Source organism: Clostridium sp. JN-9, from assembly GCF_004103695.1.
Taxonomy (GTDB): Bacteria; Bacillota; Clostridia; order Clostridiales; family Clostridiaceae; genus JN-9.
In genome coordinates this window covers 209,962-222,819 of sequence record NZ_CP035280.1, presented here as the reverse complement: position 1 = coordinate 222,819, position 12,858 = coordinate 209,962, and the positions used below count along the sequence as shown (strand labels likewise).

Sequence of the window (12,858 nt, the reverse complement as noted above, 5' to 3'; positions counted from 1 at the left end):
CACTATATCTCCTGTTCCTTTTTATTTTCCATGTCATCATTGTCTTCGATTCCTTCTGCACTTTTAAGTGCAGCTATTGCAACTTCCAGCTGCTGTAAATCAGGTTCTCTTGTAGTAAGCTTTTGAAGCATAAGCCCTGGATATGCAATTATTCTGGCCAGCTTACTTTCACTTCTGCCTAACCATTTTATCAGTTCATAGGTTATTCCTGATATAACTGGGAAAAGAATTATCCTGTAAAATATTCTTTCACCCAGAGAACTCCATCCTGTTAATGAAAATACCATTATACTAACTATCATAACCAAAAATAAGAAATTAGTCCCGCACCTGGGATGAAATCTGGAGTAACTTTTGGCATTTAAAGGAATAAGCTCTTCTCCATCTTCATAGCAGAATATAGTCTTATGCTCAGCTCCGTGGTATTGGAATACTCTATTTATATCCTCAATTTTACCTATAAAATAAATATAAAAAAGAAATATAATTATCCTTATTACACCTTCGACTATATTAAGCATTATAGTATTATTAACTCCCACTTTTTTAAATAAATTTGCAGCAAGAGTTGGTAAAATAAAGAATATTCCCACTGACAGCACAAGGGAAATTATAAGTGAAAAAGCTGTAATCACATCATTGCTTTTTTCCTTAAAAACATCTTTAAACCATTTATCAAATTTACTCTCTTCCTCATCCTCCTCAAAGAATGAAGATGAATAATTCAGGGTTTTTATTCCTATAACAAGGGATTCAATAAGTGAAACAAATCCCCTGATAATAGGCAGTGCAAAGAATTTATTTTTTTTTGTATAAGGCACAGTATTCTGCATGTCTATAACGATTTGTCCATCACTCTTTCTTACCGCCGTAGCAATGCCATGGGTTCCCCTCATCATAACGCCCTCAATTACTGCCTGGCCGCCTACAGATGTTTTCCTCTTCATTAATTCTCCTCCAATAACATTATTTTATATGTGTATACTCATCCTTATATTTAAAATAACATTTTCCACATAAAGACTGATATTCAATGTCATTACATTTGTCTATTGCAACCTGCTCTCCCTCAAAAATAAATTTGCCATTCATTTTTCTTCCGTTTAATATAGCTTTTCTGCCGCAGGTACATATTGTTTTTAATTCTTCAATACTATGTGCAAGCAGCAGAAGCCTGGAACTGCCCTCAAAACCATTCATTTGAAAATCTGTTCTTAATCCATAACATATTACAGGTATATCCATCATTACTGCTATCCTGAAAAACTCATCTATCTGCTCTTTTTTAAAAAACTGCGCCTCATCTACTAAAATACAATGAACTTTTCCATTTTCCTTAATCCAATTATTTACTCTTTCATAAACATCCTCGTGTCCATCAAGAAGCATGTCTACCTTTCTTGTAATGCCAAGTCTGGATACAACTTTATCTGCACCTTTTGTATCAGTCATTGGCTTCATAATAATTACTTTCATGCCTCTTTCTTCATAATTGTGTGCAACCTGCATTAAACTAGTTGTCTTTCCGCAATTCATTGCCCCATATCTAAAATATAGCTTACTCATCTTGTAGTAATTACCTCCGAATTTTTTAACATTGTTTTATATTAAAATTAGTTTATGATTTATAAACAATTATATTATATATTAAATCAGTATAAAAATCTTTATTCTAATCTATTAAAGTTAATATTAATTATATTAGCTTTCGTTGTTGACTGGGTTATTTAACATATGCTATAATCTAGAGGTTAATAATTAATGTTTAAATTTAAAGAGGTGAAAAAAATGAGAGAAGGCATACATCCAGAATACTACCATGATGCTGTAGTTAAGTGTGCATGTGGAAATACTTTTATTACAGGTTCTACCAAAAAAGAACTTAAGGTTGAAATATGTTCTAAATGCCACCCATTTTTCACTGGCAAGCAAAAGATAGTAGATGCTGGTGGAAGAGTTGAAAAGTTCATGAAGAAATTCAACTTAAAAGAAGAAAAATAAATTGGTATGATAAAACTCGATCTTTTCGACCGAGTTTTTTTCATTTTATTTATCTTTTTGTTCTTTCTTTTCCAAGATTCATCTTTGATATCAATGAAACAAATTCATAATTATTTCTTGTTTTAGACAACATATTAATTAAATCTTCAGTAATATTTTCCACATTGCTTTCATCATAAAGGAGAGTCCTAATATTATAGGCTGCCTCTTTTTCATCACGATCTTTAAACAGCAGGTCATCTTTTCTCGTACCAGATTTATATATATCTATTGCAGGGAAAATTCTTCTCTCCTGAAGCTTTCTGTTAAGATGGACTTCCATATTACCTGTACCTTTAAATTCTTCAAAAATCATGTCATCCATTCTGCTTCCCGTTTCTATTAAAGCAGTGGCTAAAATAGTTAAGCTGCCGCCATTTTCAATATTTCTTGCTGCCCCAAAAAACTTCTTAGGCATCATTAAAGCTCCTGGATCGAGTCCTCCTGAAAGTGTCCTTCCAGTAGGGGTAATTGTTAAATTATATGCCCTTGCTAATCTGGTGATACTATCAAGTAAAATAATTACATCCTGCCCTTGTTCAACCATTCTTTTTGCTCTTTCCAATACCATGTTAGCAACTTTTGTATGGTGATCAGGTTCTTCATCAAAAGTAGAATAAATAACCTCACCATTTATTGACCTCTGCATATCCGTAACTTCTTCAGGTCTTTCATCAATAAGTACTACAATAAGCTTTACCTCACGGTAATTCCTGGTAATGCTTTGAGCAATCATTTTTAAAAGTGTTGTCTTTCCTGCCTTTGGAGGAGCTACTATAATTCCCCTTTGTCCCTTGCCTATTGGTGATATAATATCCATCATTCTCATGGATAATTCTTCCCTATTTGTTTCCAGCCTTAATCTTTCATTTGGATATATAGGAATTAAATTTTCAAAAGGTATCCTTCCAACAGCTCTCTCAGGATCCTCTCCATTTACTTTTTGAACATAAAGAAGTGCCGGGAACTTTTCTCCTTCTTTTGCTATTCTGATTTTGCCTTCTACCTTATCACCGGTTCTCAAATTAAATCTTCTGATTTGTGAAGGTGATACATAGATATCATCAGGTCCGGAAAGATAATTTTTTCCCCTTAGAAAACCATAGTTATTATTTTCTACAATTTCTAAAACCCCATTTGCTGTTTCAGAGTCATTTATCATCTCTTTCAGCTTTTCTTTTTTTTCTTCATACCTTAGATGGTTTTCATCAATATTACTTTTCTTTTCACTTTCATGTACTTTTTCCGTTGTATCTGTTTTAACTGTTTCACTAATATCATCATTTGTTTTTATTTCACTTTTAGGAATTATTTTTTCCCGCAAAACAATACCATCTTTTTCTATACTCACTGGTGAAATCTCTTTGATTTTTTCAATCAAATCACTTTTTCTATATTTGGAAATATTTTTGATTCCCAAGCCTTTAGCTATTTCTTTTAATTCTGAAAGAGTTGTCTCTTCCAATTCTTTATTCACTAATTTTACACCTCACATTAAACTTAAAACTACTTATGTAAATAAAAGGGATTTTATTTAGAATTGCATAAGAAAAGTATATTTTACATTTGATTATACCCCATTTTGTATTTTTAATCCATAAAATTTTAACTAAAACTAAAATCCCATAGAAAAACTATGGGATTTTAGTTCGGAATTTTGATTATTGTTTGGAATTAATGGTTTGGTTTTACACCTAGCAAAACGTTTTCAAATACAAATTACACTTAAATGTTACACCACAGTCTTTAATATGTCAATATGTTTAGCCTTCAACTTTGCAAAGTTTATATCATGGCAAATAATTTTCTATTTACCTCATTGTATCTTTTTACTCTATTAGTAACATTTTTATTTTTCCCTATATAAAATAGCGGGACTCCTAAAGATTCACAACCACCAACTAAAATGTTTCTATCCAGCACATCACTTATAGAATATCTATAAAAATGATAACAGTCACATATAGGGCATTTTATCTTTATTACGATTTCTCTGTTTTTGTTAATTGTAATCTTAAACGGAGTGAAACAATTATTTAAGTCATCTATTTTAAATATTGAAAAATTTCTTAATCTATACTGTCCATAGTAGTTTTTAACTGCTATGCTCAATTCAGAATTAATCAACATCAGGTTTCACCTCCAAAGTAATATTTATTATTAATACATAATATATTATTCTATATATCTTGTTAAAATCCTGCTAAAAAAGCTATGTTTTAAATTAACACTTAAAACATAGCTTTTAAATTACATTCTGTTATTTTCAAGAGATGCTTTTATAAAATCTCTGAATAAAGGATGCGGCCTGTTAGGTCTTGATTTAAGTTCAGGATGGAATTGAACTGCAACAAACCATGGATGATTCTTAATTTCTACAATTTCAACCAGTCTTTCATCTGGGCTGGTACCTGCCAAAATTAAACCTGCATCTGTTAACTGCTTTCTAAATTCATTATTGAACTCATATCTGTGCCTATGTCTTTCATAAATAATTTCTTCTCCATATGCTTTATATGAATTAGTATCTTTAGAAAGCTTACATGGATATATTCCAAGTCTCATGGTTCCGCCTTTATCGTCAATATCCTTTTGCTCAGGCATTAAGTCTATAACTGGATATTTTGTATCGGGATCTATTTCCGAAGTATGAGCTTCTTTAAGTCCTAAAACATCCCTTGCATACTCAATAACAGAGCACTGCATTCCAAGGCAGATTCCCAAAAATGGTATATTATTTTCTCTGGCATATTTACAAGCTTCAATTTTGCCATCTATTCCCCTGTCTCCAAATCCTCCTGGAACCAGTATACCATCTACATCTTTCAGCATTTCATCTACGTTTTCACTATTTACATTAACAGCATTTATCCATTTAATTTCAACATTTGAATCATTTGCATATCCACCGTGATTTAATGCTTCTACAACTGAAATATATGCATCGTGCAGTTCTACATATTTTCCAACAAGCCCTATAGTAACATTTTTGGATAAATTCTTTATTTTATTAACCATATTGATCCATTCAGTATTGTCAATTTCGCTGCACTTTAAATTTAACTTTTTGCATACTAATGTATCCAGTCCTTCATCATGCAGCAATAATGGTACTTCGTATAAATTTTCTGCATCAAGATTTTGAATTACTGCATCTTTATCTACATTACAAAACAATCCTATTTTATCCTTCATCTCATTGGAAATAGGCTTTTCAGATCTGCATACAATAATATCAGGCTGTATTCCGATTCCCCTTAGCTCTTTTACAGAATGCTGAGTAGGCTTAGTTTTTAGTTCACCTGATTTACTAAGGTAAGGTATTAATGTGACATGGATAAAGCATACATTCTCTCTTCCAACTTCATATTTTATCTGTCTTATTGCTTCTAAAAATGGAAGTGATTCAATATCTCCGATTGTACCTCCAATTTCAGTTATTACAACATCTACATCTTTTTCTTTGGCTACTCTGTATACCCTTGATTTAATTTCATTAGTGATATGCGGGATTACCTGTACAGTTCCCCCTAAGTAATCGCCTTTTCTTTCCTTTGTAATTACCGACCAATAGATTTTCCCAGTTGTAACATTGCTGTTTTTACTTAAATTCTCATCTATAAATCTTTCATAGTGTCCTAAATCTAAATCTGTCTCTGCACCGTCATCAGTTACAAAAACCTCCCCATGCTGATATGGGCTCATTGTACCTGGATCTATATTTATGTACGGGTCAAATTTCTGTATTGAAACCTTAAGTCCTCTATTTTTTAATAGCCTGCCAAGTGATGCAGCTGTAATTCCTTTACCTAATGATGAAACTACTCCTCCAGTAACAAAAATGTATTTAGTACTCATATGTACCTGCTTTAATAACCATTAAAACAGTTTTCACCTCCTGTTTAATATATTTAGCCTTAAACAACTTATAAAATTATATTGACAATTATTATTAAACCTTTTATAATAGATATTACCCTATAAATAAAATGGTATTTTTGTGTTTAAAAACATATTAAATATATTAACACAGTTTTTAAATTAGTGCTATACTTTTTTTTGTTTTTTTATAAAAATTTATTTGTATTTTTCCATAATATTTTCTGCTTCAAAATACATATCTCTTATTCTTTTATTTATTAGCATTTTTTCTTCGGCTTTTCTTAAATTGCTGGTTATTTTCTTCTTACTATCTATTAAAAAGTCTCTATTTAAGTTTTCCATGTTTATGCAGTCATATTTTTTTAATAGCAGGAAAAGAATATATCTGCATTCTTTATCCTTCATAATCTTTATTAATTCGCTGCTATTTATGTCCATATGCTCACATAAAATGTTTATTATTCTCTTATAAGTATTTTCTTTGTTTTTAAAATCATTCATAATGCTGCCCTCCGAAAATTACTATAATTGTATTTCTCAATAATAATACTATCCAGATAATATATTTCTAAACCTGAAAAGTATATAGCAATAAAATAAACAGGCCAGCCTACTATAATTTATATATAATATGCCAGCCTGTTTGTATTAGTTTTTATTAGGGTTAATATTAATTTTAAGAACTGTTTTTACTGGTACCTGTCCTACAATGCTTAAATCATAATTAACAGTTACATCCCCTCCATAATCATTCACATCCACGTCCAGATCACTGGTTTTAATTTTTAATTGCAAAGTTCCATATGGAGTAGTATACATTGAAACATTTTCTTTTTTTTCATCAAATTCCATCTTTGAACTTGTACTTCCAATTCTTATGAGGGATAGCTTATTGTCCTCAATTTTAAGTGTTGTAGTAGTTCCTTTCATGCCGGAAATCTCAGTTTCTTCATAAACAGCATAGTAACTATCTTCTTTTTTATAAAAGTTTCCAGGTGTTACTACTTCAACATCTTCATCATTATTTTCTTCATTAATCTGCCTGCTTGAAACAGTAATAATTGCTTTTTTCTTCATAACTTACCTCTCTATAGTACTTTTATATAAGGTATTTATTTAATTCTTCCTCTGAAGCAGCTTCTGTAACAATATGTTTGTTTAAGCCATTATTAAAATACCCATATTTTATTTTTAAATTATCCTCATGCTTACCCTTGCAATACCTTGCTGCTATTTTTGCTGCCATGTTAATATCATTTTCCCCTGGTTCTCCTATTATTATTATATCCGATCCGCTGTAATCCTCTGAACAAAATAATAAATCTTTATCATTTAAAAATTCCTTTATTTCATTTCCTTCTTCTCCAGTTCTGGTAGACACTGCTTTGGCCTTTTCTGATAATCTAAAGTGTCTCCCTATCCTTAACAAATGCAGTTCTCTTTCTTCCGGGTTCTTATTATATTTTAATAAGTCAAATAACCTTTTTGCATAATTAGGTTCAGTTAGCCTGCATCCTCCTGCTGGAGACGGATAATCTTTAATTCCCCACTTTTCTGCAAGCTCCATTTGTGCTTTTCTGTTTCTCCCTTTAATATCTAAAAGTTTATCTCTGTCCACTAAACCATCCAATTCCATTTGAGTAGGTTCTATTGTCTTTGCACATAAAGGCCTTAAAATTTTCTCTGCAAATCCAGACTCATTTTTAACTACATCAAGGCTGTTTCTATTCTGTGACATTGGCCTTTGATTTAAAACTTCTCCTGTAATAATAAAGTCTGCTTTGTATTTATCAAGAAGTTCTCCAGAATACCTCATCATCATAGCATGACAGTCTATACATGGATTAATGTTTTTTCCATATCCATGCTTTGGATTTTTAACCATTTCAAAATGTTCCTTAGAAAAATCAACAACCACTAATGGTATATCTATTTGTTCAGCCATTCTTTCAGCATTCTTTTCTCCAAAAAAATAAGATTTGAAGCATATTCCTATAACCTCAATGCCTTGATCCTTAATTAATTTTGCAGCAAGCACACTGTCTAATCCGCCTGACATCATTGCTAAAGCTCTTGTCATTTTAAATCACCCTTCTATATAGATATTTGCTTTCAATATAATAATTGCATTAAAATTATTTATGTACAATAATAATATTTTCTATGATATAGTTTATTTGTTTTTGTATTTTTTCGCAACTATTTATGTACATATAAAAAAGTATAAGGAAAATTTCATAACATTATCCTTATACTTTATACTTTTTATTAATGAAATATTTTTCTACATTGTCAGCTGACCATTAGGAGTATTAATTATCTGCACAATTTTCTGCTCATATCCTGTTTCAGCATTAATGTAAACTTTAAAATTATCATTATTATAAGCTCCCGAATATTCATAGCATAGTACTTCCTTATTTGTATCAGTTGGTATTAAAGCTAATTTTACCGAACTTATTTTTAATTTTTTTCCAACCTTAGTTCTAGCTTGTGCTTCAGTAATTTTAGGTGTATTTAATTTTCTGTTATCTATATGTGATACTAAATACTTTTCTGATTCAATGCCGATAATATCTCCATTATCTAATGCCACTTTTAATTTTATCTGATCTGGATACATAATAATATTATCCTGTTTATATACAAAATTTATCACAGCAATATTACCATAGTTTAACACATACATTGGATTCATATTCTTATATCCTATATCACTTAAATATTTTGTTCCAATATTTAAAGCTTTAGCTGTGTCTATCTTTGGCTGTACAACTGATCTGCTGTCTAAAAGATAAATAACCTTTCCTCCCTTTTTACTTATTTCACATATAACAGATCCATTTTTATTATCTCTTCCTTTAATTTTAATGTCAAATCTATAGGATCCGATTTTTGCATTACCCTCATTGGCTTTATAATCTATACTGCTGACTTTATCCGCACCTATTATATTTACAGCAGCCTTTTTTCCTTCCTCCAGTGATATTAAGCTTTGTTCATTAATTCTAGGTTTAATATCTAAATTGTTGTCAGAAAAAGGTCCATCGTAAATCAAAGATGGATATTGAGCAATTTGTTTTTGTATTCCTGAGAATTTATCAGATACCAGCTGCCCATCCTGCTTTGCAAGAACTCCGGTAACTTTTTTCCTTATATCCCCCCACTTAATATTCCCACGGTTTATATTTGATGAGATATTATTTAATTGCTCTTCCAAAGCCAATGATTGCTTTTTTAGCCTGTCTATTGAAGCATAATCCTGTTCCGTTAACTGTTTTCCTTCAGAGGCAGAGGTTCCAAGGGAATAACAAAAGTCTCCGATCTGTGATATAAATTTACTGCTTTCTGCTGAAATTTCCTGAGGAATTGGAAGTGAGTTAAGCTTATCATTGGCCATAGATGCATTCCTGAATATTTCCTCAAATACAACAATACTTTGTTCTCTTGAACCAACAACACCTGCTTTTGCTAAGTTAACCCTTATATTTTGGACAGAATTTATTAGTTCAAACATATTTTTACTATATTCAGATTGTAAATAATTCCTGTAATCTGTCCTTTCCAAAGTCATTAATATAGCAAATGTACTTGAAAATACCACTATTAATGTTACAATGGCAGTATAGATGATTCTCTTTCTTGTAGCCTTCATAATAAATTTCCCTCCTTTGTCAACAATATTATCTGTATTTATCTCTTTCATTATTCCTGCTAATGAATAATAGTTGCTCATTGTTATATATTTTTTAAATTCCAAGTTGAAGTATTAATTTTTTCTTAATTATTTTTTTATTTTATTTATTAAAATAGATATTTCCTATATAATGTTATTACGCTCAAAATTTATTTATTTTAACTATTATTAATCAGAAGGTGATTAAAATGAAAGCACTTATACTATCAGTATCCGCAGGTGGAGGTCATACTGGTGCCGCCGAGGCAGTAAAAAAATATATTTTATTGAACGAACCGGAATCTGAAATAAAGGTAATAGATACCCTTAAATATATAAATCCCATAATTGATAAAGTTGTAATTGGAAGTTATTTAAAATCATTAAAGGTAACACCATCCCTTTTTGGTAAGCTTTATGATTACTCTGAAAATGACTATGGAATTGCTACATTAAGTAATAAAATCAATGAGGCTATGACATATAAGCTTTTACCGTTAATAGAGGATTTCTCTCCAGAAATAATTTTTTGCACTCATCCATTTCCCATAGAAATGATGTCAATATTAAAGGGCAAAAATAAAACTGATATTCCCGTTATTGCAATACTTACTGACTATGCATCTCATAGTTTCTGGCTTCATCCACATATTGATGCATATGTAGTTTCAAATTCAGACATGATTGAAGAAATGGAATCAAAAGGAATTCAAAGAGAAACTATACATAGTTTAGGCATACCAGTAAAACCAAGTTTTTACGAAAAATTTAATAAAAATGACACATTAGCTGAGCTTGATCTGGATCCAGATGTATATACCATTTTAATAATGGGAGGCAGTCTTGGCATGGGAAAAATTGCTGAGGTATATGAACAGTTAACATTAGTTAAAGAACAGATACAGATTATAATAATTACTGGTAATAATAAAAAGCTTTATTCAACGTTAACTGATCTTAGCAGGACTTCTTTTCCTCAAACCAGAACCAGAATAATTGGATTTACAGATAAAGTTAATAAATATATGCAGGCAAGTGATCTGCTGCTTACAAAACCAGGTGGACTTACAATAACTGAAGCTCTTAGCTGCAACATACCTTTAGGTTTATTCTCACCTATACCTGGGCAGGAAGAAAAAAATGCTGAATTCCTGTTAAAACATGATTTAGCAATCAATCTAAATGATGTGGATAAATGCCATGAGATAATTGACAAGCTACTACAGTCAAAAGACAAACTTGAGGAATTAAAAAGAAATTGCGCCAAATACTCTAATCCAAACTGCGGAAATGATATATATAACTTAGCAAAAACATTAATAAAAAAAAGCATAAAAAATCCAATATAGTAAAACTATACTGGGTTTCTTATTTTGCTGATTATGTCCAATATTTTAAATCTTATCTGAATTTTATTTCCCTTAGTATTATCAACAGCACTGTATTCTTCCGGGGTTAATACAGTCCTCATTTCTTTTTCGGTTTCCTCATATGAAACTTCCCCTTTGCTAATGTCAACAAAGCATAATGGAGGGAACATCACACACCACCAGTTCTGTCCTTCTGCCTCACCTATCATTATTTTATATGCCTCATAATTACCCTGGGGCAGTGTTATATTTCCATAGGTTTTTATGGGAAAATTCCCTCTTCCAAGGCTGGAACTTATTTTATAACTGTATCCATTTGATTTCACAACCTGTTCTGCTATTTTCTTCATTTCATCATCATTATTTTTAATAATTAATCTGGATTCATCTATACTTTTTGAATTACTTAATTTTGGTGATATATATGCAAGAACTTTATCTCTTACTTTTAATTTTAATGCCTGATCTTCTATGGTATCGCTATTTGCAATAATATGAAATCTTATTAGCTTGTCTGATATTTCACTTTGACTAACTACCTTATCATTCCTAAATAAAAGCGAAAATATAACTAAAACACTAATTAATAAACAGATTAACCTTTTCATCTTTCCAAACCCCCACTGTTAATACAATTTCTTAATAGATATTATTGCCAATTGTTTTAGTTATATTCATACTTCTATTATTTATTTTACAACTCCAACTCTTCTTATTTTAGTTGTTACAAATACATTTACTTCGGAGTTTTTATATACTGTATCCCACTTACTTCCTAACTCTTTCCAAATGAATGGATGATATTTTTCTACATTTTCTCTTAAACCTATTACATCTATTCCATTTTCTCTTTGAGTAATTTTTATAATGTCCTGAAACTCCTTGCTTAGTGATTCATCAAAATTTTCTTCAATATCTTTTATAAAACTATTGTTAAAAACCTCTTTTCCAGCATAGTATTCCTTGATTTCACCCTCAATAGTCAAATAAATATTAAAAATTAATTTATCTCCTTGTCTGGTGGTTTTTATTTTTCTTTTAATATTTGATATTGAAAAGTCTACAGGATGGCCTTCTACAAATACTACCTTTTTGCCTCCGCTTACACCGCCCCTTAAAAATTCTATATCTGAATATTCCCTTGCTGTTAAAAATCCTTTAAGTGCATAGTCCTTTATCATAGCTACTCCCTGCAGATTCATTTCATTTTTATCTCTGTCATATGTTATATAAGGGATTATGGTATTACCATTTGCACTTAAGCTTTTAAGGAGATCATCCAGTGTTAGCTTTCTTATGGAGCCAAACTTTGCATTATTCTCCATTAAACCGCTTAAATAACTTTCTATATTTTTCTCCATTTCAGGTTTATACTTTAAAAATCCTTCAATATCTCCCTCTACTACTGCCACCAGCATGGTTCTGTTAATTGCAGGCTGCCTTTGCAGATAATCTACTATTTCCTTTACAGTATCAGGCTGCTGTAATACATTTTTATTAATTGCAAGCAGCTGAAGATGACCAAAGCTTATACTTCTGCTGCTTTTATTTGTTGCCTTTGAAACAGCATCCTGAAGTGAATATGCTTCAACATTTATATATTTTGTTTCAGCAGTTCCTCCCATTTGAGGAGTTAATGCGCTTATATTAGGATATGCATAGGTAACCTTCAGTTTCTTAAACTCAATTTCCTGAAAGGGATCTCCTTTTTCAAATTTCTTTAATGTATTTGTTTTTGAAATATCCTCTCCCACATCTATTCCAATTGTTGATATAAAAACCCTTTTATCTATTTCAACTTTATCCCAGCATGCTGAAAGCATAACAGGTATTATACATAATATAATTATAAATATCTTCTTCATATTATTTAGTAACCCTATCCACATA

At 30.7% G+C, this 12,858-nt stretch carries 13 protein-coding genes; 2 read left to right on the top strand and 11 right to left on the bottom strand.

Annotated elements, in window-relative coordinates; all coding sequences use genetic code 11:
• Window positions 1–2 precede the first annotated feature (2 nt).
• Both EQM05_RS01095 and EQM05_RS01090 read right to left on the bottom strand, forming a co-directional pair.
• Window positions 3–947, bottom strand: a complete 945-nt coding sequence (locus EQM05_RS01095; protein ID WP_128748132.1) for a DUF1385 domain-containing protein — start codon at window positions 945–947, stop codon at window positions 3–5.
• Window positions 948–966: 19 nt separating this feature from the next.
• Window positions 967–1,566, bottom strand: coding sequence for a thymidine kinase (locus tag EQM05_RS01090; protein ID WP_128748130.1), 600 nt, complete (start codon window positions 1,564–1,566; stop codon window positions 967–969).
• A gap of 222 nt (window positions 1,567–1,788) precedes the next feature.
• On the opposite strand from EQM05_RS01090, the gene rpmE reads away from it, so the two are divergent.
• A complete protein-coding gene (gene rpmE, locus EQM05_RS01085; protein ID WP_128748128.1) occupies window positions 1,789–2,001 on the top strand; it encodes a 50S ribosomal protein L31 in 213 nt (70 codons plus the stop codon).
• Between the two features lie 49 nt (window positions 2,002–2,050).
• Here rpmE and rho read toward each other — a convergent pair whose 3' ends face one another.
• The 7 genes from rho to ypeB all read right to left on the bottom strand — a co-directional run bounded on the left by rho (window position 2,051) and on the right by ypeB (window position 9,577).
• On the bottom strand, window positions 2,051–3,517 hold the full coding sequence (gene rho / locus EQM05_RS01080; RefSeq protein WP_128748126.1) for a transcription termination factor Rho: 1,467 nt from the start codon (window positions 3,515–3,517) through the stop codon (window positions 2,051–2,053).
• Window positions 3,518–3,825: 308 nt separating this feature from the next.
• Window positions 3,826–4,170, bottom strand: coding sequence for a hypothetical protein (locus EQM05_RS01075; protein ID WP_128748124.1), 345 nt, complete (start codon window positions 4,168–4,170; stop codon window positions 3,826–3,828).
• A gap of 120 nt (window positions 4,171–4,290) precedes the next feature.
• Window positions 4,291–5,898 carry a CTP synthase gene (locus EQM05_RS01070; RefSeq protein WP_128748122.1) on the bottom strand — a complete coding sequence of 536 codons (1,608 nt, stop codon included), beginning with the start codon at window positions 5,896–5,898 and terminating at the stop codon, window positions 4,291–4,293.
• 219 nt (window positions 5,899–6,117) lie between these two features.
• Window positions 6,118–6,423, bottom strand: a complete 306-nt coding sequence (locus tag EQM05_RS01065; protein ID WP_128748120.1) for a ribose-5-phosphate isomerase — start codon at window positions 6,421–6,423, stop codon at window positions 6,118–6,120.
• 147 nt (window positions 6,424–6,570) lie between these two features.
• Window positions 6,571–6,999, bottom strand: a complete 429-nt coding sequence (locus EQM05_RS01060) for a DUF1934 domain-containing protein (RefSeq protein WP_128748118.1) — start codon at window positions 6,997–6,999, stop codon at window positions 6,571–6,573.
• A gap of 22 nt (window positions 7,000–7,021) precedes the next feature.
• The gene (locus EQM05_RS01055) at window positions 7,022–8,002 is read right to left on the bottom strand and encodes a DUF814 domain-containing protein (protein ID WP_128748116.1); all 981 of its coding nucleotides are present in this window, start codon (window positions 8,000–8,002) and stop codon (window positions 7,022–7,024) included.
• Window positions 8,003–8,206: 204 nt separating this feature from the next.
• The gene (gene ypeB, locus EQM05_RS01050; RefSeq protein WP_128750995.1) at window positions 8,207–9,577 is read right to left on the bottom strand and encodes a germination protein YpeB; all 1,371 of its coding nucleotides are present in this window, start codon (window positions 9,575–9,577) and stop codon (window positions 8,207–8,209) included.
• 230 nt (window positions 9,578–9,807) lie between these two features.
• Between ypeB and EQM05_RS01045 the strand changes: the two genes are divergently transcribed.
• Window positions 9,808–10,947, top strand: coding sequence for a glycosyltransferase (locus EQM05_RS01045; RefSeq protein ID WP_128748114.1), 1,140 nt, complete (start codon window positions 9,808–9,810; stop codon window positions 10,945–10,947).
• Window positions 10,948–10,952: 5 nt separating this feature from the next.
• On the opposite strand, the gene spoIIR is transcribed toward EQM05_RS01045, so the two are convergent.
• Complete coding sequence (gene spoIIR, locus EQM05_RS01040) at window positions 10,953–11,576, bottom strand: stage II sporulation protein R (protein WP_128748112.1); 624 nt, start codon at window positions 11,574–11,576, stop codon at window positions 10,953–10,955.
• 81 nt (window positions 11,577–11,657) lie between these two features.
• The gene (locus tag EQM05_RS01035) at window positions 11,658–12,833 is read right to left on the bottom strand and encodes a Ger(x)C family spore germination protein (protein WP_164917158.1); all 1,176 of its coding nucleotides are present in this window, start codon (window positions 12,831–12,833) and stop codon (window positions 11,658–11,660) included.
• Window positions 12,834–12,858: the final 25 nt, after the last annotated feature.

Coding starts and splice junctions, on each gene's coding strand:
- EQM05_RS01070 (WP_128748122.1), bottom strand. CDS start 5,898: ATGAGTACTAAATACATTTTTGTTACTGGAGGAGTAGTTTCATCATTA.
- rpmE (WP_128748128.1), top strand. CDS start 1,789: ATGAGAGAAGGCATACATCCAGAATACTACCATGATGCTGTAGTTAAG.
- EQM05_RS01065 (WP_128748120.1), bottom strand. CDS start 6,423: ATGAATGATTTTAAAAACAAAGAAAATACTTATAAGAGAATAATAAAC.
- EQM05_RS01090 (WP_128748130.1), bottom strand. CDS start 1,566: ATGAGTAAGCTATATTTTAGATATGGGGCAATGAATTGCGGAAAGACA.
- spoIIR (WP_128748112.1), bottom strand. CDS start 11,576: ATGAAAAGGTTAATCTGTTTATTAATTAGTGTTTTAGTTATATTTTCG.
- EQM05_RS01075 (WP_128748124.1), bottom strand. CDS start 4,170: ATGTTGATTAATTCTGAATTGAGCATAGCAGTTAAAAACTACTATGGA.
- EQM05_RS01055 (WP_128748116.1), bottom strand. CDS start 8,002: ATGACAAGAGCTTTAGCAATGATGTCAGGCGGATTAGACAGTGTGCTT.
- EQM05_RS01060 (WP_128748118.1), bottom strand. CDS start 6,999: ATGAAGAAAAAAGCAATTATTACTGTTTCAAGCAGGCAGATTAATGAA.
- ypeB (WP_128750995.1), bottom strand. CDS start 9,577: ATGAAGGCTACAAGAAAGAGAATCATCTATACTGCCATTGTAACATTA.
- EQM05_RS01035 (WP_164917158.1), bottom strand. CDS start 12,833: ATGAAGAAGATATTTATAATTATATTATGTATAATACCTGTTATGCTT.
- EQM05_RS01095 (WP_128748132.1), bottom strand. CDS start 947: ATGAAGAGGAAAACATCTGTAGGCGGCCAGGCAGTAATTGAGGGCGTT.
- EQM05_RS01045 (WP_128748114.1), top strand. CDS start 9,808: ATGAAAGCACTTATACTATCAGTATCCGCAGGTGGAGGTCATACTGGT.